This is a genomic window from Paenibacillus tyrphae, assembly GCF_024158745.1.
Classification (GTDB): Bacteria; Bacillota; Bacilli; order Paenibacillales; family NBRC-103111; genus Paenibacillus_G; species Paenibacillus_G tyrfis_A.
This window is the reverse complement of record NZ_JAMZAW010000012.1, coordinates 199,695-222,056: the sequence shown is the minus strand read 5'-3', so window position 1 is coordinate 222,056 and position 22,362 is coordinate 199,695. Positions and strand designations below refer to the sequence as shown.

Genomic DNA, 22,362 nt, shown 5'->3' with positions numbered 1-22,362 from the left:
ATAAAAGCTTACAAAGTTCAAATAGAAAGTAGCGAACGATATGATACCGCTTCGTTATGGATTCTTCATGCAGGAGCGGATGAACTCGGCGATCGACTCTACGGCGTCCATTGAAAAGAAAGGGATGCCCGGCGCAGCGGCTCCTGCCAGCTTCCGATCCGCAGCTATGCAAGCAATCGGGGGCACAGCGAGCTCCTGCACGATCCGCGCCTGCTCTTCCGTCCGGAATACGGCGATTTTATCGTGCGATTCCCGCTTGAAGCCTTCTATTAAAATCAGTTCGCAACTTCCTTTTAACCGTTTGATCGTCTCCTGAAGCGTGACCGTTTTGCGTTCGTATATTCTTACGGCATCCGGAGACAAGACGACGGAAGCCGACGCCCCGGACTGGATAAACAATGTGGAATCCGCTGCGGGAGCTTCCTTATAATGCCCGTGCGCATCGTGTTTTATAACCGCAACCTTAATGCCCCGTTCCTCAAAATATGGAACCAGCAGCGAAACCATCGTCGTTTTGCCGCTGTCGGAATAACCGGCGAATCCGATAATCGTCGTCAATACTCGTCCTCCTCCAATCCCTTTAACCGGAGATGATCCATTTGCAGCGACGTGCCGCGCCTCTTGGTGTTGCGGATGAGCGTGGAAGGATCGTCGCCAAGCATCCCCGCAGTCAAAATCACGCCTTCGCCGTACTTGTCGCGGAGCGCGTCCATCGCCTGGTTCAGCTTCTCCTTTACCGGCTGTTTCTGATAACTGAACAAGTCGAGCTGTACGGCAAGCTCTTGCTTGGCTGTCAGATTCTGCAGCGTCACGCCGAGCAATCGCACCGGGAGCCCTTCTTTCCAATGCGCGTCGAATAATTGGCAGGCCACCCGGTAGAAGTCGTCCGCGCTTTCCGAAGGCTCGGGCAGCTTCGAGGCACGCGTGATCGTCTTCATATCGGGATCGCGTATCGAGATCTGTACCGTCTCCGCGACCAGGCCCTGCCGGCGCAGCCGCCGCCCGACTTGGTCGGACAAATTCAGAAACACCCGGTGGATGTCAGCCCGGTCCGTATAATTCACCGGCAAGGTCGTCGCATGACCGATCGATTTGCTTTGTTCTTTATCCGGATTGACCGGCGAATTGTCTTCGCCGTTGGCCGCCCGCTTCAATGCCGGACCGAGTACGCCGAACCGGTCGCTTAACAGCCGCTCGTCGGCATTGGCCAACTGGCCGAGCGTATGAATTTGCAGCCGCTTCAGCTTTTCGGCGGTCTTCTTGCCGATGCCGAACAAGTTGGCGCACGGATGGGGCCACAGCACGGTTGGCACGTCCCGCTTGCGCAGTACGGAGATGCCGTTGGGCTTTTTCATATCCGAAGCCATTTTCGCCAGCAGCTTATTCGGCGCGACACCGATCGAACAAGGCAGATGAAGCTCGTCACGGATCCGCTTTTGAATCGTTTCAGCGATTTCGAGTGGAGTTCCAAACATCTTGGAGCCGGTAATATCGACATAACATTCGTCTATCGACACCGCTTCGACGAGCGGCGAATATTCGTATGAAATCTTCATAAACCGTCTGGAAAACTGCCTGTACAGGTCAAAGTCGGGGCGAATCAAGATTAAGCCGGGGCAAAGCTTATCCGCTTCCCGCACCAGCATCCCCGTCTTCACTCCGCGCGCCCTCGCCTTATAGGAACAGGTGACAATAATGCCCTTGCGCAGCTCTACGCTGCCGGCTACCGCAATGGGCTTGTCTTTGTATTTTTCGGGTTCTACCGCTTCATGCACCGAGCAATAGAACGCGTTCATATCGATGTGGAGAATCACTCTGCCGTTCACGGGATAGCCCTTGGCACTCCCATTTGTCTCAACCATGGCATCCGCCTCCCGTCCTCTTACTTACAGCATAATTCGCCCGAAGCACCGGGGTCAAGCCAGCGTTATTTTAGGATTAGCAATATCCTTTGGCTGATATATTGTGCTATAATTATAAATTATACTTTAGCGCAATAAAATGTTTAGAGAAACAGGAGGATCATTATGGCGGGCACGGTTAAAATTTTCGATACTACCCTTAGAGACGGTACTCAGGGCGAAGGCGTCAGCCTCTCCGTCGAAGACAAACTGAAAATCGCCCAAAAACTGGACGCGCTGGGCGTTTCCTATATTGAAGGCGGTTGGCCCGGCAGCAACAACAAGGATATTGAGTTTTTCACGCGCGTGAAGGAATTGAAATTGTCGCATGCAAAAATTACGGCCTTCGGCAGCACGCGGCGCAAAGAGACGTTGGCGGAAAACGACCCAAACCTGAACCGGATTCTTGAGGTCGGCGTTCAGGCCGCGGCGATCTTCGGAAAATCGTGGGATTTCCAAGTGCATACGGCCATCCAAACGACACTGGAAGAAAACTTGGCGATGATCTACGATTCGGTACGTTATTTGAAGAGCCATGGGCTCGAAGTCATTTACGACGCGGAGCACTTCTTCGACGGCTACAAGAGCAACCCGGAATACGCTCTGGCGACGATCAAGAAGGCCGAGGAAGCCGGCGCCGACTGGATTGCGCTGTGCGACACGAACGGAGGCACGCTGCCTCACGAAATTTCGGCCATCATGACCAAAGTGACGACCTCGATCTCCTGTCCGATCGGCATTCACGCGCACAACGATTGCGAGCTTGGCGTAGCAAACAGCCTGGCCGCCGTCATGGCCGGAGCCCGGCAAGTGCAGGGCACGATCAACGGCTACGGGGAACGGTGCGGCAATGCCAATCTTGTATCGGTCATTCCGAATTTACAGTTAAAGCTGAAGTACGATGTAATCAGCGCAGAGCAATTGGCCAGCTTGTCCACCGTGGCACGCTATGTCAGCGAAATCGCCAACATGCATATGCCGGTTAACCAGCCTTACGTCGGTTCTGCGGCATTCGCGCACAAAGGCGGAATTCACGTGTCGGCGATCCTGCGCGATTCCAGCACGTACGAGCATATCAAGCCCGAGCTGGTCGGCAACAAGCAGCGCGTGCTCGTCTCGGAGCTCGCCGGACAAAGCAACCTTGTATTCAAGACCCAGGAGCTGGGCTTGGACTTCAATACGAACAACCAGCAGACGAAGCAGCTCATCGAGCAAATCAAAGAGATGGAGCATCAGGGCTATCAGTTCGAAGGTGCGGACGCCACGCTGGAGCTTCTGATCCGGGACGCCTACGGCAAGCTGGAGGAAGTGTTCACTCTCGATTCGTTTAAAATTATGGTGGCCAAATCGGCCGATCAGCCGGTGCTTTCCGAAGCGATCGTCAAGGTGAACGTACACGGCAAAACGATCTACAACGCCGCCGAAGGCAACGGTCCCGTTAATGCGTTGGACAATGCCTTGCGCAAATGTCTGGTCGAATACTATCCGGATATCAACAACATGCATTTGTCCGATTATAAAGTGCGCGTCTTGGATGAGAAGGACACCACGGCAGCGAAAGTTCGCGTGCTGATCGAATCGACCGATTTCAATAGCACGTGGAGCACCGTCGGCGTATCGGAAAATATTATCGAAGCGAGCTGGCACGCCCTTGTCGACAGCATCCGGTATGCGCTGCTCGGCATGACCCGCGTAGCCGACAAGCCGGAAGAAAGCCGGGAACGCCTCGGGCTCGTAAATCACTAACTAACTATTGTAAAAAAAACAAGCCGCAATCCTCCAACCGGAGACATTGCGGCTTGTTTTGATGTAACGGCTGCCAACAGTGCGGATGCCAAGTTTAGCTTGCGATGAGCCGTTTGATTTTGTCCTCTAATTGGTCCGGAGGCAGCACATGAATGACTTCCTTCAAGCGCCCTTGCCGGTCAATCAGGAAGCTGGTCGGGACGAATAACAGCCGGTAGGCGTCAGACGCCTCACCGCTCGTATCCAATAGCACCGGGAACGAAAATTGCCCCTGGTTGACGAAGCGCCGGACCGCCTCCAGATCATCCCCTCTGGTCACGTTGACCGCATAAAGATCGAACTGTCCTTTGTAACGGTCATACACCTGCTTTAAGGCAGGCGCTTCTTCGCGGCACGGTCCGCACCACGAAGCCCAGAAATTCACCATCAGCGGCTTGTCCCGGACTCCCCCTACCTGATATTCTCCCCCATCCAATCCCTTCAGAGTAAACGCAGGCACCGGCGATTCCACCTTTAATTCCGGCCGGCCCGCGGCAGAGACCGACGTCTTCCGCTCGATCCGGTCATTCTGAAATACAGCCAGCCCGACCAATGCTAATGCAAATCCGAAAATCAGCAAGTTTCGCTTCAAGTGTCTCTCTCCTGTCTATACTCCGGCTTGCTTACGGTTACAGTATTCCCAATTTGTCGTAAAACGTTACTAGCCGATCACGCTCCGCTGGATAAAGCCGGAAAGCATGGCGCCTTCCATGGAAGGGCACATTAACTTTACGATTTGGTTATTAGCGGAGGTTTGAATATCGTTATGGAAAAAGCGAAATCGAATAAACTGCGGATTACGTTCGAAAGCGATATCGATGACTCGGCCTCAAAAGATAAACAAGCCGCCGGCAGCGACAGCCCGAGAGCAGCAGACAAGGGCGGAAAAGGGGTCGTCTGGGAGTTTATCGCCATCGCCAGCGTACCGCTTGTACTCGTGCTCGGCAATTCGATGCTTGTTCCCATTTTGCCCGATATGCAGGAGCGTCTCGGTATTTCCCAATTCCAGAGCAGCTTGGTGATCACGCTGTTTTCCGTCACGGCGGGCCTCGTGATCCCGATCGCCGGGTACTTGTCCGACCGTTTTTCCCGCAAAGCGATCATGATTCCTTCGTTAATCATTTATGGAGGGGCAGGGATTTTGGCGGGCTTGGGCGCCCTTTGGAATTCGTACACCGTGATCATTATTGCGCGGGCGATTCAAGGGATGGGCGCTGCGGGGACCGCTCCTATTGCCATGGCGCTGGCCGGGGATCTGTACAAAGAAGGGATGGAAAGCAAAGCTCTGGGGTTGACGGAAGCTTCGAACGGAACCGGCAAAGTGGTCAGTCCGATTCTCGGCTCGCTGCTTGCGCTAATCGTCTGGTATGCCGCTTTTTTCGCTTTTCCGTTCTTTTGCCTGCTATCGTTGCTTGCCGTTATGTTTCTGCTGAAGGAGCCTAAGAAGGAGCAAGCCCCGCCCAAGCTCGGCGAGTACCTGCGGAATACCGGCGCCATTTTGAAACAGAAGGGGCGCTGGCTAATCACGTCGTTTTTTGCGGGCTCCATGGCTTTGTTTGTCTTATTCGGCGTCCTGTTTTATTTATCGGACATTCTGGAGGTCGCCCCTTATCATATCGACGGGGTGATGAAAGGGCTCGTTCTCGCCATTCCGCTCCTCGGCATGGTGGTCACTTCCTATACGACCGGCTCGCTCATCAAAAAGAACGGCACCCTGATGCGCTGGCTCATCAATATCGGCCTTGTTCTCATGACGGTGTCGCTCGGTTTATGCATTTTGTTCTACAATAAAAGCATTTATGTATTTATCGGCCTCCTGACTCTGAGCAGTATCGGGACCGGCATGCTTCTGCCCTGCTTGAACACGATGATTACCGGCTCCGTCGAACGGGAACAGCGGGGCATGATCACGTCGTTATACAGCAGCCTGCGTTTTCTGGGCGTCGCCTTCGGCCCTCCGCTGTTCGGGTGGATGATGGACAAGTCGCATCAAACCGTATTCGTTACCGTTACGTCTTTGTCGCTTCTGACGCTAATCCTTGCCTTCTTCTTTATTAAACCGCAAGGGAAGATTGGGGGGTAATGCAGTAAGCCCGGTCTGAGTTACGGACCGGGTTAGAAATAAAGTTGTTTAAAATGTCTCAACCATCGTTCCCTTAACACAGTGCTTTCAGATCTTTAATTTGCTCTATATGCCGTTGCTCGTGTAAATACATTAGTTCAACCCATTGATCTAATGGCAAGTCACCAAAAACGGAATGATTTACTACTATTGCCTTCAAAATGGACTTGTCATCTATCTTGCTAAAAACATCCATAAATTTATTTCTTGAGTCGCTTAATAGTTGAACGATTTGCAGAACTTGAAAAGGTTCGGAACTGGTTCTGTAATCTTAGGCGCTTGAATCTTATTGGACCTATCTGATACAAAGCGAATCGGTATGTGTTCTGTTTTGGTTGGATTCTTTTGGTTCTTTTGATCAAGCCCAAACACAATTGCTTTTGCGATCAAACTTTCCGAAATAACCAAATGATGACAAACCTGAGCTATACTCCATTTATTCATCTCAAAACGTCGATTGAATTCATCAAAACTTAGAGAAGAAATCTCATTTAACAACTGCTCTCTGGTTTTAATTAAATTCTCTTCAAATTTATCCACACTATTCTCCTTTCAGTTCCAAGTATCCATCATTTATTATAACAAAGTTCTATTACTTGGTACTATATATATTCATAAATTTTCCAGCCAATTCAGCGGCCATGGCAAAATTTTCACAACTTTATAACTTACTTTATTGTAAATTCAACAACTTTATTCTCGGATAACAAAAAAGGAGCGGGAAAACGGGCAAATATAGTATAATGGCGCAAAAGATAACGAAAGGCGCCTCTTCCGATGAATCGTTTGCAGATTCGAATTGACCGACAAGCATGGTCCGAGATGATCGGCCACTGCCTTGAAGCGATGCCGCGCGAAGCGTGCGGCCTTCTTTTTGGCTGTCTGTCTGCGACCGGCATTCCTGCGGCCTTAAACTATGTGCCGATCGCCAACGCCGCGGCAAATCCGCTGTACAGCTTCGAGCTGCACCCGCAGGAGCTTGTCCAGGCTCTATACGCTGCCGGCGGAAAACAAGAACTGGTAGGGATCGTTCACTCCCATCCCCGTACCGCTCCTTATCCGTCGAATCAAGACCTAGCCACCTTATGGCACACAACGCCTAGTCACTGGATCGTTTCGCTGCGCGATCCGGCTTTGCCCGAGGTCAAAGCCTTCGCCTTTCGGAAAAGGCAGCAGGAGGATTTTAGGCTTGAGGCAATTTCGTATGAAATCGTTTTGGAATGACTTGCTTTAATGATGGCTCAAATGCGCGTACAAATCTCCTAACGTCTCCACGTCCTTCGACTTGATTTCGCGCATGAGCCCGGTCCATAAATGAGCGGTCATTCGCGCGTCCTCAAGCGCGTGATGGCGCTTCGTCACTTCGATGCCGTACAGGTCGAGCAGCGTGTCCAAATCGTATTTTTTCAGCTTCGGGTGAAGCCATTTGGCAATCATCATCGTATCGAGCAGACGATGGTTCAGTTTGACTTTGGACGTCCGCCAGAGCGCCGCATTCAAAAAATGCTTGTCGTGACCGGAACCATGAGCGACCAGCACCTTCTGCCGGACGAATTCCAAAAAGCCGCGCAGCGCATGCAGTAAATCCGGCGCATCCGCTACCATCTCGTTCGTAATCCCCGTCAGCTTTTCGATCTCCCCGGGAATGCTTCTCTTCGGATTGACCAGGCTGTAGTAGGTGCTCTCTTCCTTCATTTCGGTCCCCGTGACCGACACGGCCCCGAATGAAATAATCTCATCCCCGTTATACGGCGAAAAACCGGTCGTTTCCAAGTCGAAAACGACCAGTTCCACCGTGCTTAGAGAAATTTCATATAATGAGTTTTTGCGCTGTTCCTTCATGATGGAGCGGATAAAGGCCATCTGCTGCGCGCTTTGCACATCGAACATCGACGTGATCGCCGGAGTGAGCCCGCCCATTTTATACAGATGCCACATCCGGCCGGCCGGCCGCATATCCTTCATAAGCCGATCACCTAACCTTTATCTCCTTAGGAATGCTTTTCTTGACGTACTTCTGCAAGTCCGTTCCGATGCGAAGACATTGCTTCAGCTCCGTTACCCGTTCTTTCGTCAACTGGTCTGCGGTCAGCTTGCCGCGGGTCACATACCGGCCTTCCTCAATCTGGTAAGGAGTCATCGACCGCAGCTTCAATGCCAGCGTCAGAGCTTCCAGCCAATCATGGCCGATCTCTTCCGAAATGTGCCCGCCTGCGATCAATGACTTTATTCGCTCCTCGGTAGACGAATGTCGGATCCCCCCTTCTACCGCCAGCAAGCGGATTCCGTTGACAATCGGGATGTATGCGCCGTACTTCACATCGACCCCGCCGGCATCTTCCCCGTACCGCTCCTTGATCAGTTGTCCGAACACGCCAATGGATACTTTATGGTGCAGCGTATTGCGCAACATATGCTCCAGAATGGCCGGACGGGCCGCGGTATATCGGTAGATTTCCTCGATTAGTGCGCGACCTAGCGCTTCATCCCCGTACACCGTACGTGCATCGACCGTAATTAGCAAATATCTCACGTGCTCCCAGTCCGGCTCCTGCATCCACTCGTTTACCATCTGACGGTAACCCTGCAGCGGTTTGCGCCATTGCTCGTTGGTGCAGATGACTTGCCCGTGGCAAGGCGGGTAGCCGACCGCTTCCAAGCCTTCCGTTATACGGACCGCCAATTCGGTGAAGTAACGCTCCGCCTCCATACGCTGATCTGCCGATGATGGGTCCGCGTAGATCAAGCCGTTGTCTTGATCGCTCCACAACGTCTGCTCCCCCCGCCCTCCGCTGCCGAACAGCAAGAACGCATAGGGAAGCGGTACGGCTTTTCCCTGTTCTTCTTCCAGACGCTCCTCGGACAGCACGATGACGCGGCGGATTAACGCATCATGGCATTCGTTGACCTCCCGGTTCCATTCCAGCGCATCGGCAAAAAGGAGACGCCGCCCGAACTCCTCGTTAACTTGATCCCGAAGCGCCCTCAGCTCCTGTAAGCTACGGACCTGGAACGTTTCCCTCCGAAACTTTTCAAATGCGAGACCGTCCATGACGACATCCCCTTCAGCTTTTTCGCTCTATACCGTGGTAGCTGCGCTGCCATGCGCCGCTTTCTTCATTTGCTCCGGATACCCGTAAGTCCCGTGTTCAGATAAATCCAGGCCGACGATTTCTTCTTCTTCCGTTACCCGAAGGCCGATTGTCACTTTGATCAGGTACAAAATAACGAAGGACAGGATCAGGACGAATAGGAAAGCGCCGAAAATGCCAAGCGCTTGCACGCCAAGCTGCTCCAAGCCACCGCCGTAGAACAGACCTGCTTTCCCGACGCCTACTTTCGCGGCCAGCTCCGGCGTTGCGAAAAGTCCCGTTGACAATGTTCCCCAAATGCCCGCGATCCCATGAACGGAGAAGGCGTAGATCGGGTCGTCGACGCCCGCTTTTTCAAACCATTGCGCCGTGAAGAAGGTCAGGATGCCGGAGACCGCCCCGATAATAACAGCGTCGCGCGGTGTAACGAAAGCACAAGCCGCGGTAATGGCTACAAGGGCGGCCAACACGCCGTTCAGCATGCTCGGAATATCGGCCTTGCCAAAATACATCCAGGATACGATCATAGCCGCTACCGCGCCTGCCGCTGCCGCAAGATTCGTCGTTAAGGCGATGTAGCCGAAGAAGCCGTCGTTCATCGCGCTCAGCGTCGAGCCCGGGTTGAAGCCGAACCAGCCGATCCAGAGAATGATTACGCCGAGAACCGAAAGAACTTGGTTGTGCCCGGGAATCAAATTCGGCGTTTTATCCTTATTATACTTGCCGATCCGCGGCTTAAGCAGCAGCGTGGCGACGAGCGCAGCCGTGGCGCCCTGCAAGTGAACGACCGTGGAGCCTGCAAAATCCTGCATTCCGATTTGAGCGAGCCAGCCGCCGCCCCATACCCAGTGAGCTACGATTGGATAGATGACGACCGTGAACAGCGTGCCGAAGATGAAGTAAACCGCCAGCTTGCCGCGCTCGGCGAAACCGCCCCAGGCAATCGCAAGCGATACCCCGGCGAACGCCAGCTGGAACAGGAACTTTATGGCGATCGGTACGTCCGATGCGGATAGCGAACCGAAGGCCGCTTTGGCTTGTTCCTCCGTTCCGTCAACGAAGAAGCCGGTCGTCCCAAAGAAGCTGTTGCCGTCTCCGAAAGCCAAGCCGAAGCCGACGGCCCAGAAGGCGATCGCACAAAGGCCGAAAGTCAACACAGTCTTGCCTGCGACGTGGCCGGCGTTTTTCATCCGGGTGGAACCCGCTTCCAGCAGCGCAAAACCCGCTTGCATGAAGATGACCAGAATCGCTGCCAGCATAACCCATACCGCATCGATCGCACCTTGGAGTTGGGCAGGTGTCGCTTCGTCCGCAGCGAATGCGAGGCTTGCAGGCAACAAAGCTGACATAAATATTGTGGATAAGAATAACCTTTTAAACAAAACGACCACTTCCTTCTTTAATGTTAGTTTTTATAACATTTTCTGAAATTTATAATGTCATTATATACACGAGATATCATTTTGACAATAGAATTTTCATTAAAAAACCAAGAATTACGAAATATAATCTAACATCGTCTTTGTATAATTCGGTTTTTTATACCTTTTTTCATTGTTTTTCATAATACTTACGTCATATAAAATAACGTACACATTCAAACTGTGATAAACTTCAGGCAATCTGAGCCGCTTATTCCCCCGGTAAAAGCGTAACGTTTGACTGTATGGTTTGGATTCAGTATCATAAATAGAAGAGCACCTATTCCAGTATCTATAAAAAAGAGGTGACGTGAGATGGGGAGATGAAGCTTTACAAAATCGGCGAGTTGGCGCGTTTATCGGAGGTCAGCCCCAGAACGATCGATTACTATACGAAGCTCGGGCTGATTCAACCGGAGAAAAGATCCGATACGAATTATCGCTACTACAGCGATGAAACCTTAGCGCGTCTGAAACGTATTGAAAGTATGAAGAGGGAGAAGTATTCCTTAGAGGAAATCAAGGCTAGCCTGCTGCAATGGAACAAGGTGAGCCGAGATGAAATAGTGACAGATAAGCTGACATCTTTGCAATTGTTACTTAAGCAGCTTGAGAAGGAAGCGAAGGAAGTCGGTCCGATGCTTGAAAAGCTGAAGCCGTCGCAATTGAAAAACCTGAACAAAATTCTCACGCAGCCCACGGCTGCATGCATTGAGGCTTTATTGTTGCTGTTAGGTAAAGGCCCTCTTTCCTAATCGAAACGATATTTACAAACGGAGGAATGGATCGATGTTTTTTCACCCTATGGATTTCCTTATTATCATTGCGTTCATACTCTCCATTTGGGCGCAGTTCCGGGTCAAAGGAACATTCAACAAATGGTCCGATGTGCCCGTGCAATCCGGTATGACGGGATACGAAGCGGCTCGCCGCATGCTTGACTCCAACGGATTGTATGACGTTCCGGTCGAGCCGATTCCCGGCGCGCTGACGGATCACTACGATCCGATCGCCCGCACCGTACGGTTGTCGGAGCCGGTTTATTACGAGAGCACCATCTCGGCCGTATCGGTCGCTTGCCACGAGGTCGGTCACGCCATTCAGCATAAAGTGAATTACCCGATGCTCGTCGCCCGCCACCGGATGTTCCCGGTTGTGAACTTCGCTTCCGGTATTGCGCCGCTGCTCTTGATCGCAGGCTTTTTGTTCCATTGGACCGGATTGCTTGGCCTGGGGATTATTTTCTTCTCCGCCGCCGTCGCTTTCCAACTCGTGACCTTGCCGGTAGAGTTTAACGCCAGCAACCGGGCCCGTGACCTGATGGTTGCCGAAGGCTATATCACCAACGATGAAGAACGAGGCGTAGCCAAAGTACTTAACGCCGCTGCGCTGACTTACGTAGCTGCTGCGCTGATCTCGCTGCTCGAGCTGATCAAGTATATTATGATTTTCAACCGCAGCGACGACTAAGCTTTGCAGCACCGAACGCGAAAGCCGCCGGACCCGCTCCTTCTAGGAGTGATCCGGCGGCTTTTTTTCATGCGGTATTAACGCTCCTGCTGCAAGGTGTCCATCGTCGGTTCGAACCATAGATCCCGAAATCTGACCCAACCGAGCGAGTTCAAACAAACGTTCCTTAATGACGGATGGAATACGGTGCGCTGCGTATGATGGAACAGAAACAAGACGTAAGCCTGATCGGTCACAAGCTGCCGCAGCCGGTTCAAATACGTGCCGCGCGTGACGGGAGAGCCTTCTTGATACAACCGTTCGATGATGAAATCGGTCTGCTGCTTCAACTCGTCTCCCAGATGCATCCGAACGACACAGTTGTCTGCGAGAAACAGCTCGATAACCGCAAGCTCCACGTCATGATCCAATACGTTGCGGTTAAAGGTGAAATGCGAGCTTCGCACCATTTCATCCCTCTCCGCCGTTCCCCAGTGCACTTCGTTCAGCTTTACCCTGATGCCAATCTCGCCAAGCTGGGTCTGCAAGTTCTCCGCGAACCCCTTGTGATGAGGCGAATGCACAAGCAGCAGCTCCTCCCCCTCATACCCGCTCTCCGCGAGCAGCCGTTTGGCTAGTATAGGATCATATTGCTCATCCGTATCGCTAGGCTCCCGAGATTCCTCGTAGAACCACTTGGCGAACGTGACATCTCCCGGCGCGCCTGACGGCACCAGAAGCTTACGGTCGATCCCATGCACCACAGCTTTTCGAAAAGCCAGCTTCTGCTGCGGTCCCGGCAAGCTTAAATTAAATGTGAAATAGCTGCAATCCCGCCCGATCGTCTGTATCGTCTGCCAGTCTTTAGGCAGCTCTTCAGCCGTATCGCATTGGTGCCGCATCATATAGTTCGGCGGTTGAAGATGACTCGCTTTTCGCATCAATTCTGGCGTATACCAAATTTCAATCCGGTCCAGATGCGCCCGCCGGTCGAAATAACACGGGAACGCCTCCAACACCAGCATATTGTCGTCATTTTGGACCACACGGAAAGGCCCGGTCCCGATCGGCATCCGGCTGAACGCTTCTCCGAGCTCCGTCACCGCATCCTGCGGAACGACGGAAGTTCGATCGTAGCTCAAATGATGCAGGAACAGCGGATTAGCCCGCCGCAAATGGATACGTATAGCGTAGCTGCCGATCGTCTCGATGTGTTCCACATCCGCAAACAGCCATCGAAACGGCGAGCCCAATTCTTTGCAGTTATGACGTTCAATCGAATATTTGACGTCCTCCGAGGTCATTTCTCTCCCATGATGAAAAAATACCCCTTTGCGCAAATAAAACGTCCATTCCTTGCCGTTGTTCCCGTTGGTCCAGTAGTGCGCAAGCCCGCCCTCGATTTTGCCGGTTTTCGTATTCATTCTGACCAATACGTCAAAAATTTGCTGTACCATATGACACTCTACGACAAAGGTAATAAGAGCCGGGTCCAGACAAGCAATCCGCTTGGAATAGGGCAGCCGTAGCGTATCTGTCAGCGTATCGTTCTTCACCTCGGGCCGATAGCCGAAGTGCGAATCCAGCCAATAAACGAACTGGTCCTTGAGCGCAGGCAAAGCGGAATGCTCTTCCAAATAAGCGAACGCTTGCTGAATGTCGCCTTTCTTCACTAACGCTTGAGCGGATTCCAGCGCAATCGTTTCGCTTTTGGCCAAAAATACGATTTTCGAACGATGCCCCCGCCCGCGGCCCGGAGTCCATTGAATCCAACCTGCTTCTTCCATCCGTTTCAATACGAAGTTGACGTTGCGGGCCGTACATTGAAAAATATCCGTCAGCTCCGTCAGCGTAATCTCAATCTCCGCCTGTTCCTTAACCTCCGCATATGTCTTGCGCAGGCGCAAATAGTAGAAATCGATCATTCTGAAAACGCCTCCTCGCCGGTCCATGCGTCCATAAAAGATGAAAGAAATAAACAATATGCTACACTTTTTATTCATCTTTCGCAAGGTATAATGAAACCAGAAGCCGCAAGCAAGCGAAAATAAAGGCTTCCTCAGGAGGAGAGACACCATGTTGAACCCGTTCGAACTTGAAATGCAAATGCTGGAGCAAGCGAAAGAGACCGAAAAAAAAGCAAGCGGCTCCAGGTTTCCCCGTGTGCCGCTTATGGACTGGCTGGTTGGCGTCACCGCCATCAGCGCGATGATCGCTTGAAGCCGAGGCCGTGTCCATGAAGATACATGTTAACCCCGGGCGGTTTTTTTCTCGAAAAAGTCGATCAAAAAATTGCGGAATACTTCCGCCACGGGCGGAAGCTTTTCGCCGTTTCGCCGAATCAGCCCAATGTTGCGCGTAACGATCGGTTCCGTAATGCGCACTTTGACCGGCTGAAGCTCGTTAATTTCCTTCAGTGCCATCTCCGGCAGCAGGCTGACGCCCATGCCTGCCGCCACAAGCCCGCGGATCGTATCCGTTTCTTCCCCCTCGAATCCGATTTGTGGCGTAAAGCCCGCCTTCGCACAAGCTTCCAATACGATCGCGCGGAGCGAATACTCTTCGCTGAACATGACGAACGATTCGCCGCGGAGCTGCTCCAGCTTAATCGAATCGTTTCCCGATAACACATGGCCTTCCGGCACGATGGCATACAGCTCTTCCTGCAGCAGCACTTCACCGACCACGTGGTTATGCTCCTCCGGAAAAGGTGAAATGAAAGCGAGATCGATTTCTCCTTTCATGACGTCGCGGATCAAGCTGTTGTAAGTCCCTTGACGCAGGCGGAACTTGACGTTCGGGTAATTTTTGCGGAAGCTCGCTACAACCGTCGGCAACAAGTTAATACCGAGACTGTGGGGAAATCCGATCCGAATTTCGCCCCGCTCCGGGTCGAGAAATTCGTGTACCTCATCGACCGCGCGATCCAGATCGGTGAGGATGCCCTCCACCCTGCACAAAAACAGCTTTCCGACCGAAGTCAGCTGCAGATTGCGGCCCTTTTGCACAAACAATTGTACGCCAAGCTCTTCTTCCAGTTGATGGATTTGGCGGCTGACCGCCGATTGCGCCACATGCAGTTCTTCCGCTGCCTGGGTTACGTGCTGTTTGCGCGCCACTTTTACAAAATACTGCAGCTGTCTAAGTTCCAAAGCTATTCCTTCCCCCTGTTTATGTTTAAAGTTGTGCACTCCTATTGGACAAGTTCTCTTATAAAAGATTATAATATATTTTGGTGAAATACCAATCATTCTCACAAATTGAAGGAGGCCCATGTACTCATGGCAAAAGCGGCATTCAAAGGCAACCCGATTACCCTCATCGGAACGGAAGTTAAGCCAGGCGATAAAGCTCCCGATTTCACAGTAAACAAAAACCTGCTCGAAACCGCATCTCTTGCCGATTATGCCGGCAAAGTGAAGCTGATCAGCGTGGTGCCTTCTTTGGACACTGGCGTATGCGATGCGCAAACTCGCCGTTTCAATGAAGAAGCAGCCAAACTCGGCGACAATGTCGTTGTACTGACGATCAGTGTAGATCTTCCGTTCGCGCAATCCCGCTGGTGCGGCGCTGCGGGCATCGACAAAGTCGTAACGCTGTCCGACTACAAAAACCGCTCGTTCGGCCAAGCATACGGCGTGCTGATTGACGAACTGCAATTGCTGATGAGATCCATCTTCGTCATCGATGCGAACGATACCGTACAATACGTGGAATACCTCGGCGAAATGACGGAGCATCCGAACTACGAAGCTGCAATCGAAGCAGTGAAAAAGCTCGTTTAATTCGTTTCCGACCGTCAGTCATGACACACAAAAAAACAGCGGGCAGCCATGGAGCTCCTCGCTGTTTTTTTTAATCGTTTATTTTATAAGCGGCCAGCCGCTTGTCGATGTGCCTATATATATCAAGTATCGTCCTGTAGTTCGAACCTAGGTCTCCGAGCGAGCCGCGGGAAGCCGAATAAATATCGATCGCCGTTTTGAGCGGGTTAATACCGAACATGGTAAGGGTGATATCCTGCGTGCGGCCGGTAATGGTACGCCGTTCCACTACGATTTCGCCGACGTTCTTGACTTCGTGGAGAAGTTTGTAGCCGCTTAGCTTCTTGAACATGTTCACGACTTCGTCCCATGCCTGATCTTTGGAGATTTTATAGTATCGGGTCTTCAAAGCCGGGTCCTTAGCCTTCTCTCCTGTTGTTTCGTGGCTGCGAATGAGACCGATTAAGGTGCGCTTTAGCAAAGCCTTCCCTCCTCAATGAAGTGACAATCTATTCCGGGTTAACACTATCTTTTATCATATCATTGTTTGCAGGGAAGAGAAAGAGCTATCGAATAAAACCGTTCATATTTTGTACAAAATTGATTTCTGCGATTCCCTTGCTACCAGTATATTAACATGGAAGCCAGTCTATGATTCGAAACCTGGACAAGTTTGCGATTTCGCTGTACATTTCTTATTTTTCGAAGGAGAAACTCATTGATGCTGATAAGAGAAGCGCTGCCAGCCGATATGGCCGGAGCTTATGCTATTGAAACGATGTCCTATCCCCCAGAGGCCGCCGCTTCCCGCGAAGCGTTCGATTACCGCTTGCAGACGTTCGGCCGTTATTTCAAGGTCGCCGAGCACAACGGACGGGTCGTCGGAATCGCCAATGCCGTTCGCCTGTCTCATGAAAACCTTGCCGATGAAGAAATGAAGCAGACCGGAGCCAGCGACCCGGAAGGACAATTTTTGTGCGTGCTAACCGTCGCCGTTCACCCGGATTACCGCGGCAGCGGACTCGGGGCCCGGCTGATGAGAGCTTTGCTGGAGCAAGCGGAAGCGGATAGGCTCGAAGCCGTACTGCTGCTTTGCGAGAAGCATTTGATTTCGTTCTACGAACGCCTGGGCTTCCGGTATATCCGTTCTTCGGCATCCGAGCATGGCGGCATCGGCTGGCATGAAATGAAACGCAATTGCGTCTGACGAATAAAAACAGGGCCTGCTGTCTGCATATTGCGCAGTTTAGGCCCTGTTGCAGGAAGGTTGTCCCGTCCCGCTCGGTTATTAGAATGTGCTTTGGTTGGCGCCTTCCCAGTCTTTCAGGAAGCGCTCGATGCCGGCATCCGTTAACGGGTGCTTGATCATTTGTTGAATCACTTTATAGGGAACGGTTGCAATATCCGCTCCGAGCAGCGCCGCGTCGATGACGTGAGTCGTCGTACGTACGCTTGCCGTAATAATTTCGGAGCTGATGTTATGTACCTTGAACATTTGGCTGATTTCTTTAATCAAATTCATGCCGATTTGGTTAATATCGTCAAGACGTCCGACAAACGGGGAGACGTACGTAGCTCCAGCGCGTGCGGCAAGCAAAGCTTGCGTCGAACTGAAAATCAGCGTCACGTTCGTTTTGATGCCCATCTCGCTGAAACGTTTCGTCGCTTTCAGTCCATCTTCCGTCATTGGAACTTTTACGACAATACCGTCGCCAAGAGCAGCCAGTTTTTTCCCCTGTTCCACCATCTCATCAGCTTTAAGGCTAATCACCTCGGCGCTGATCGGCAGGTTTCCGACGATCGAGATGATTTCCTTCACCGTTTCGAAGAAATCTTTTCCTTCCTTGGCAATGAGCGACGGATTCGTCGTAACACCTGCGATGACACCGAGTTCATGTGCTTTGCGGATTTCTTCCACATTGGCTGTGTCGATAAAGAGCTTCATCTCCAACATCCCTCTCTTTTATTGTGAACGCTAACATTTTAACGCAACAAAAAAACCCGCATATGCCGTCCGATTTCGTGTCTCAAACCCGCTCTCGCAGGTGGGTGTCCGCAGAATCGGTTTTGAAGTCCCTTTTCGAGGGCATGACAGCCGCGATTCAATGTAGGTCTCCCAAGAAACAGTCATTGGTTCAAAACAACTGTAAACCGAAACGCACATCGCAGGATTTTGTTGTATACCTATTATAGTCCACTCCATGGCGAAAGTAAACCTTTGCGCCGCTCTTCTTGTTGGAACCGGTGGAAAATTACGGTTTATCCGGCTTGCGGTCCGATTCGGCCGCCTCCGAATCATCGGCATTTTCCGTCAGTAGGCGCTGCTGTTCCGCTTCTTTCTCGGCCAGCTCCTGCTGCTTCTCCTGCAGCTTTCCGAATATCAGGTTAAAGTGCCAGAACGATACGACTGCGATCACGCTGCCCATAAAAAAAGGAATCAGGAACGTAAACATGTTAAAGCTGACATACAGGACGATTCCGTTCAACACGATCATCGACAGCGATCGCACCGGATTGCCGATCGTAATCAACAGCGCGTTTTTGACGATTTGCAAAATCTTCATGTGCAGGTGCGACAGGATCGAGAAGAAATGGAACAACGAAATGATCAATAGCACGGTGAGCGATAGCACCAGAAAGCGTAAAATGCCAAAGGTTCCCGTTTGATTGCCATAAAACTGGAAATTGGTGTACAGAATGACGCCGATGAGAATATAAATCAGACCGCCAAGCAAGCTTTGGACGAAGTTATCCTTGTAGCCTCGGAAAAACGTCTTGAACAGCGGCACATCCTCTTCTCCGGTCAACCACTTGCGAGCCACACTGAACATCGCTGTCGTCGACGGAAAGATGGTGAATGGCGCGACAATGGCCATCAGTATAAGCGTTTGCAGTGCTTGATCAGCCGATTGAGACTGCAAAAAAACGAGCCCCAGGAAAAAGAAAGGAATGGCACATATGACCCACAATACGTTGATAACCGATAGTCGCATGATCCATTCGGAAATACGGTAAAACCCACCCATGATTCCTCGAAATTCCAAATCCTATGCCCTCCTTCATCTATATGCTTTATTATAGCCTATTTCATTCCATCTAGGTAGCCGTCCATACATAATGATCCAAAGAACATATGCTAAAGTACCAACCGCAATTAGCCCCCGGCCATCACGTTATCTGCATGCAGCGGTAATGTCCCATGGGCAAGCCGCGTCTGGATGCCGAGGAGCTCTACTTGCACACGAGAACCGTTATCCGTCCGGATGACGCTGTTTCTGGTGGTAAAATACAGGAAGGAGGCTGGTCACGATGGGTGGTTTCGCAGGAGGATTTGGAACTTCCACTGCTGTTATTTTGGTTCTGTTTATTCTGCTGGTCATCGTTAGCCGCAGCTTATTCTTCTAATAATGCGTTAATTAGGAATTGGCAGGTATGTGCAAGTGCGTACACGGCCTGCCTTTTTCTTTATCAAAAAAAGAAGCAAGCCCGCCGAAGTGGCGCGCTTGCTCCTTTTTTTACACGAGTGTTTCTTCGTTCGAGCGGTTGGAGGAACGGGAGTACCCTCCGCGATTGTCACGGTCCGAACGGCCGCGGTAGTCGCGGTCGCGTCCGCCGTCACGGTATCCGCCGCCGTCGCGACGGTTGCGGTCGCCGCCGCGATAGCCGCCACGGTCACCGCCGTAAGGACGATCGTTGCGGCGTGCGCCCCCAGCCGTACCGTAAGAGCCCGACGGTCTGCGTCCGTTGCTGCGGATGTCCGGTCTTCTTTTCTTCGCACGGATCGGATCTTCCGGTGTCAGTTCGATTTCGACGTCTTTCTTCTCGCCGGTAAGCAGCTTGAACGCCGCAGCCAGGAGGTGAACGGAATCGTGCTGCTCCAGCAGGGAAATCGCAAGACCTTTAAATTGATTGTGGTCGTCATTTTGCATCGCTTCCAGCACGCGCTCTGCCGTCATTTTTTGCTTGCCTTCGATGGCTTCCGCCAGGCTCGGCATCGGCTTGCGGGAAATTTTGTGACGCGTGATTTTCTCAATAAAATGCAGGTGGTCGATTTCGCGCGGCGTAACGAATGTATAGGCTGCGCCTTCCTTACCCGCACGGCCGGTACGGCCGATCCGGTGCACGTAGCTTTCCGGGTCCTGCGGCAGGTCGAAGTTGATGACGTGGGTAACGCCCGATACGTCCAGACCGCGGGCTGCTACGTCGGTTGCAACGAGTACGTCGATGCTTCCATCGCGGAATTTGCGCATTACGTTGTCACGCTGATTTTGGGACAGGTCCCCATGCAGACCTTCTGCGGTATAGCCGCGCTTCTGCAATGCTTCGGATAGCTCATCCACCCGGCGCTTCGTCCGGCCGAAGATGATCGCAAGGTCCGGTGCTTCCATGTCGATCAAGCGGCAGAGCGCTTCGAATTTCTGGCGCTCGTGAAGCTCGATGTAGGATTGGTCGATCAGCGGCGCGCTGACTTGCTTCGGAATGACGGACACGTGCTCCGGATTGCTCAAAAACTGCTGAGCCAGCTTCTGAATGTTGATCGGCATCGTCGCCGAGAACAGCATCGTTTGACGCTCATCCGGTACGAGCTTCAGGATCGATTGGATGTCTTCCATGAAGCCCATGTCGAGCATTTCGTCAGCCTCGTCCAAAATAACGGTTTGCACGTCGTCCAGCTTAATGGTTTTACGGTTGATATGGTCGAGCAGACGACCCGGCGTACCGATGATGATTTGCGGCTTTTTACGCAGCGCGCGAATTTGCTTTACGATATCTTGACCGCCGTAAATCGGCAGGGAACGGATGCCCTTGAAGCGTCCCAGCTTCTCGATCTCTTCCGCTACCTGGATTGCCAATTCACGTGTCGGGCACATGATCAATGCGACGATGCGCTCCTCTTTAATGTCGATTTTGTTGATGAGCGGAATGCCGAATGCCGCGGTTTTCCCTGTTCCCGTTTGCGCTTGGCCGATAAGGTCGCGTCCCTCCATCGCTACCGGAATGGCTTTTTCCTGGATCGGGGTCGACTCCTCGAAGCCCATTTCCGTAATTGCGCGAAGTACCTTTGGCTCTAAGCCGAATTCACTGAAAGTTTTCAAATGATTTCAATCTCCTTTGTTCTAGGGTTCTTTGTCTATACCCTTAAGTGCGCTCCTATCTTCTATTTTTAATCTCTTCATGAAACACCTTCCAACCCGTGTCAATATGAACAGTCAAGGCCGTACTTAAGAATATCTTTAGTAGTATACCATACCCTGCAGCCATATTCCAGAATTGTTCAAACTTGAAACCCAAATTCGCCGAATATCGTATATAATAAATATATTCGTCGATTTTGAAAAGGAGCGAAATGCCCATGTCCATATGGAAACGAGTCGGTTCAATTATTAAAAGCAACAATCCGGAGCCGGAAGTGAAGCCAACGAATCCGCTGGAGGAAACGATGGTCGGCGATATTCTTAACGTAGACCTTGAAGAATATGTTGTATCCGGCAAGGCCATTTATTTTGACCGCGGGTTTGCGCCGCACCGCTTTGCATATTATCTGCAAAACGGCAAGCATATATCATGTCTGCTTGTGGAAAAAGGGCGCACGTACGAATGTTTTTTATGCGAATTTGTGGAAGGCTCGCTTGACGATCCGAACGACGTGCCGTCCGTGCTCGACGTCGGCGGCGAAGTGACGTACCATATGGAGCATAACCGCACGGATACGGTGCGTGTCGAAGGGAACACCGATTTCCGCGCAGGTGACGAGGTCATGTTCTGGCGCTATTTCGGTTCGGAGAACCGTTACTTTTTCCTGCAATGGCAGGACGGAAAGTATGTCGCCATGGAAGGCTCCCCGACACCGGCGGGACAAATTAAATTTATAAAGGGCACCCGATGACCGCTAGTCCTCATTTCCTACTCGGATTCATAAACAGCTTGAAACGGAGGTGACCGCCGCATGATCAACAAATTGTCCAAATGGATTGCCATCCTGCTGGTATTCACGTTGCTGGCCGCTTGCGGCGACGCCGGCAACTATATTAAAGACAACTATTCGTTAATCGACGTTCAAGGGCAAGGAAAGAGCACGGCTAAAATTTATTCCGTCGCGGGCAAAGACGTGCCGACTGTCGCTAAGGAAATCGCAGACAAGGAAAAGCCGACCGAAATGAGCAAGGATTCGGAAGAACGGATGTTCCTGGTCTACGACAATAAAATCATTAACGTACAGAAGGATCCAAACACCGAAGGAACTACCTTAGTCGAGGTTGACTCCATCCAATACGCCAAAGAAAACTACGACTCGTCGTTCCTTCAGGGCTATGTTGCGGCTACGCTGCTGCAATCCCTGTTCGGCGGCGGATGGTTTAACAGCAGCCGCGGTTCGGGCTACGATTACAAGGGGTATACGTCGAGCAAACGCTATAATGATTACGGCAAGTACCAATCCGTCCCTTACCCGGGTTCAGGCTCTACGGGTTCGACAGGCTCGACGACCAAGCCGCAGCCTTCGACGTCCGACCGCAAGGGAAGCTTTACAACGACGACGCCAAATTCACAACCAACCACGCCGTCGAATTCACAGACGGCCACACCGTCGAATCCGCAGACCGGCACACCGCCGAAGAGCAATCCGACTGTCGGGGATTCGGCCAGAAAGAGCGACGGCTCCAAACCGACTTATAAGACGCCTTCCTCCGGTTCCTCGAAGCCGAGCACCAGTTCGCGTTCCGGATCGTTCAAGCGCAAATAAGACCGCCAAGCTTTCCCTTACCCAAGGGAAGCTTGGCTCTTTTTCGGCTTTCGGGGTTCAAAACCGTCAAAACGCTTCATACTAAA

The 22,362-nt window shown here is 51.7% G+C and carries 23 protein-coding genes, 1 other RNA gene and 1 pseudogene; 11 read left to right on the top strand and 14 right to left on the bottom strand.

Annotated elements, in window-relative coordinates:
* Positions 1–54: 54 nt before the first annotated feature.
* Both mobB and NI000_RS19625 read right to left on the bottom strand, forming a co-directional pair.
* Positions 55–558 carry a molybdopterin-guanine dinucleotide biosynthesis protein B gene (mobB, locus tag NI000_RS19630; protein ID WP_253413135.1) on the bottom strand — a complete coding sequence of 168 codons (504 nt, stop codon included), beginning with the start codon at positions 556–558 and terminating at the stop codon, positions 55–57.
* A complete protein-coding gene (locus tag NI000_RS19625) occupies positions 555–1,862 on the bottom strand; it encodes a DNA polymerase IV (protein WP_253413134.1) in 1,308 nt (435 codons plus the stop codon). Before NI000_RS19625 ends, mobB begins: the two co-directional genes overlap by 4 nt.
* A 165-nt stretch (positions 1,863–2,027) precedes the next feature.
* On the opposite strand from NI000_RS19625, the gene cimA reads away from it, so the two are divergent.
* Positions 2,028–3,647 (top strand): citramalate synthase, encoded by a 1,620-nt coding sequence (cimA, locus tag NI000_RS19620; RefSeq protein ID WP_253413133.1) that lies wholly within the window; start codon positions 2,028–2,030, stop codon positions 3,645–3,647.
* Positions 3,648–3,741: 94 nt separating this feature from the next.
* On the opposite strand, the gene NI000_RS19615 is transcribed toward cimA, so the two are convergent.
* The gene (locus tag NI000_RS19615; protein ID WP_253413132.1) at positions 3,742–4,278 is read right to left on the bottom strand and encodes a TlpA family protein disulfide reductase; all 537 of its coding nucleotides are present in this window, start codon (positions 4,276–4,278) and stop codon (positions 3,742–3,744) included.
* A gap of 174 nt (positions 4,279–4,452) precedes the next feature.
* Here NI000_RS19615 and NI000_RS19610 point away from each other — a divergent pair, with 174 nt between their 5' ends.
* Complete coding sequence (locus NI000_RS19610) at positions 4,453–5,769, top strand: MFS transporter (RefSeq protein WP_253413131.1); 1,317 nt, start codon at positions 4,453–4,455, stop codon at positions 5,767–5,769.
* 73 nt (positions 5,770–5,842) lie between these two features.
* Here the strand turns inward: NI000_RS19610 and NI000_RS19605 are convergent.
* A pseudogene (locus NI000_RS19605) lies at positions 5,843–6,348 on the bottom strand (DinB family protein).
* Positions 6,349–6,585: 237 nt separating this feature from the next.
* On the opposite strand from NI000_RS19605, the gene NI000_RS19600 reads away from it, so the two are divergent.
* Positions 6,586–7,032: a Mov34/MPN/PAD-1 family protein gene (locus NI000_RS19600; protein WP_253413130.1), complete on the top strand. Its 447-nt coding sequence runs from the start codon at positions 6,586–6,588 to the stop codon at positions 7,030–7,032.
* Positions 7,033–7,038: 6 nt separating this feature from the next.
* Here NI000_RS19600 and NI000_RS19595 read toward each other — a convergent pair whose 3' ends face one another.
* Genes NI000_RS19595 through NI000_RS19585 form a run of 3 tightly spaced genes read right to left on the bottom strand, consistent with a single transcriptional unit; the run spans position 7,039 to position 10,249 of the window.
* Complete coding sequence (locus tag NI000_RS19595; RefSeq protein ID WP_253413129.1) at positions 7,039–7,773, bottom strand: exonuclease domain-containing protein; 735 nt, start codon at positions 7,771–7,773, stop codon at positions 7,039–7,041.
* A gap of 7 nt (positions 7,774–7,780) precedes the next feature.
* Positions 7,781–8,860: a DUF294 nucleotidyltransferase-like domain-containing protein gene (locus tag NI000_RS19590; RefSeq protein ID WP_253413128.1), complete on the bottom strand. Its 1,080-nt coding sequence runs from the start codon at positions 8,858–8,860 to the stop codon at positions 7,781–7,783.
* A 27-nt stretch (positions 8,861–8,887) separates the two neighbouring features.
* The gene (locus NI000_RS19585) at positions 8,888–10,249 is read right to left on the bottom strand and encodes an ammonium transporter (RefSeq protein ID WP_253413127.1); all 1,362 of its coding nucleotides are present in this window, start codon (positions 10,247–10,249) and stop codon (positions 8,888–8,890) included.
* A gap of 395 nt (positions 10,250–10,644) precedes the next feature.
* Here NI000_RS19585 and NI000_RS19580 point away from each other — a divergent pair, with 395 nt between their 5' ends.
* Together NI000_RS19580 and NI000_RS19575 are read left to right on the top strand one after the other, a co-directional pair.
* Complete coding sequence (locus tag NI000_RS19580) at positions 10,645–11,076, top strand: MerR family transcriptional regulator (protein ID WP_253413126.1); 432 nt, start codon at positions 10,645–10,647, stop codon at positions 11,074–11,076.
* Positions 11,077–11,110: 34 nt separating this feature from the next.
* Positions 11,111–11,791, top strand: a complete 681-nt coding sequence (locus tag NI000_RS19575) for a zinc metallopeptidase (RefSeq protein WP_253413125.1) — start codon at positions 11,111–11,113, stop codon at positions 11,789–11,791.
* A 77-nt stretch (positions 11,792–11,868) separates the two neighbouring features.
* On the opposite strand, the gene NI000_RS19570 is transcribed toward NI000_RS19575, so the two are convergent.
* On the bottom strand, positions 11,869–13,695 hold the full coding sequence (locus NI000_RS19570; RefSeq protein ID WP_253413124.1) for an ABC transporter substrate-binding protein: 1,827 nt from the start codon (positions 13,693–13,695) through the stop codon (positions 11,869–11,871).
* Between the two features lie 151 nt (positions 13,696–13,846).
* On the opposite strand from NI000_RS19570, the gene NI000_RS19565 reads away from it, so the two are divergent.
* A complete protein-coding gene (locus NI000_RS19565; RefSeq protein WP_253413123.1) occupies positions 13,847–13,990 on the top strand; it encodes a hypothetical protein in 144 nt (47 codons plus the stop codon).
* Positions 13,991–14,019: 29 nt separating this feature from the next.
* Here the strand turns inward: NI000_RS19565 and NI000_RS19560 are convergent, their stop codons facing one another.
* Positions 14,020–14,922, bottom strand: coding sequence for a LysR family transcriptional regulator (locus tag NI000_RS19560; protein ID WP_253413122.1), 903 nt, complete (start codon positions 14,920–14,922; stop codon positions 14,020–14,022).
* 129 nt (positions 14,923–15,051) lie between these two features.
* On the opposite strand from NI000_RS19560, the gene tpx reads away from it, so the two are divergent.
* A complete protein-coding gene (gene tpx, locus NI000_RS19555) occupies positions 15,052–15,555 on the top strand; it encodes a thiol peroxidase (RefSeq protein ID WP_054973582.1) in 504 nt (167 codons plus the stop codon).
* A gap of 70 nt (positions 15,556–15,625) precedes the next feature.
* Here the strand turns inward: tpx and NI000_RS19550 are convergent, their stop codons facing one another.
* The gene (locus NI000_RS19550) at positions 15,626–16,015 is read right to left on the bottom strand and encodes a DUF1499 domain-containing protein (RefSeq protein WP_010491409.1); all 390 of its coding nucleotides are present in this window, start codon (positions 16,013–16,015) and stop codon (positions 15,626–15,628) included.
* Between the two features lie 240 nt (positions 16,016–16,255).
* On the opposite strand from NI000_RS19550, the gene NI000_RS19545 reads away from it, so the two are divergent.
* Positions 16,256–16,741: a GNAT family N-acetyltransferase gene (locus tag NI000_RS19545; RefSeq protein WP_253413121.1), complete on the top strand. Its 486-nt coding sequence runs from the start codon at positions 16,256–16,258 to the stop codon at positions 16,739–16,741.
* An 81-nt stretch (positions 16,742–16,822) separates the two neighbouring features.
* On the opposite strand, the gene fsa is transcribed toward NI000_RS19545, so the two are convergent.
* From fsa to NI000_RS19530, 3 genes are all read right to left on the bottom strand, one after another.
* The gene (gene fsa, locus NI000_RS19540; protein WP_253413120.1) at positions 16,823–17,479 is read right to left on the bottom strand and encodes a fructose-6-phosphate aldolase; all 657 of its coding nucleotides are present in this window, start codon (positions 17,477–17,479) and stop codon (positions 16,823–16,825) included.
* A gap of 49 nt (positions 17,480–17,528) precedes the next feature.
* A non-coding RNA gene (gene ssrS / locus NI000_RS19535) (6S RNA) lies at positions 17,529–17,709 on the bottom strand.
* 77 nt (positions 17,710–17,786) lie between these two features.
* Entirely contained in the window at positions 17,787–18,578 is a 792-nt protein-coding gene (locus NI000_RS19530) for a YesL family protein (protein WP_253413119.1), read from the bottom strand.
* Between the two features lie 265 nt (positions 18,579–18,843).
* Between NI000_RS19530 and NI000_RS19525 the strand changes: the two genes are divergently transcribed.
* The gene (locus tag NI000_RS19525; RefSeq protein WP_010491417.1) at positions 18,844–18,939 is read left to right on the top strand and encodes a YjcZ family sporulation protein; all 96 of its coding nucleotides are present in this window, start codon (positions 18,844–18,846) and stop codon (positions 18,937–18,939) included.
* Positions 18,940–19,049: 110 nt separating this feature from the next.
* On the opposite strand, the gene NI000_RS19520 is transcribed toward NI000_RS19525, so the two are convergent.
* Positions 19,050–20,630 carry a DEAD/DEAH box helicase gene (locus tag NI000_RS19520; RefSeq protein ID WP_253413118.1) on the bottom strand — a complete coding sequence of 527 codons (1,581 nt, stop codon included), beginning with the start codon at positions 20,628–20,630 and terminating at the stop codon, positions 19,050–19,052.
* Positions 20,631–20,887: 257 nt separating this feature from the next.
* On the opposite strand from NI000_RS19520, the gene NI000_RS19515 reads away from it, so the two are divergent.
* Positions 20,888–21,421 (top strand): DUF4178 domain-containing protein, encoded by a 534-nt coding sequence (locus tag NI000_RS19515; RefSeq protein WP_253413117.1) that lies wholly within the window; start codon positions 20,888–20,890, stop codon positions 21,419–21,421.
* A 60-nt stretch (positions 21,422–21,481) separates the two neighbouring features.
* Complete coding sequence (locus NI000_RS19510) at positions 21,482–22,276, top strand: DUF4247 domain-containing protein (RefSeq protein WP_253413116.1); 795 nt, start codon at positions 21,482–21,484, stop codon at positions 22,274–22,276.
* Positions 22,277–22,362 lie beyond the last annotated feature (86 nt).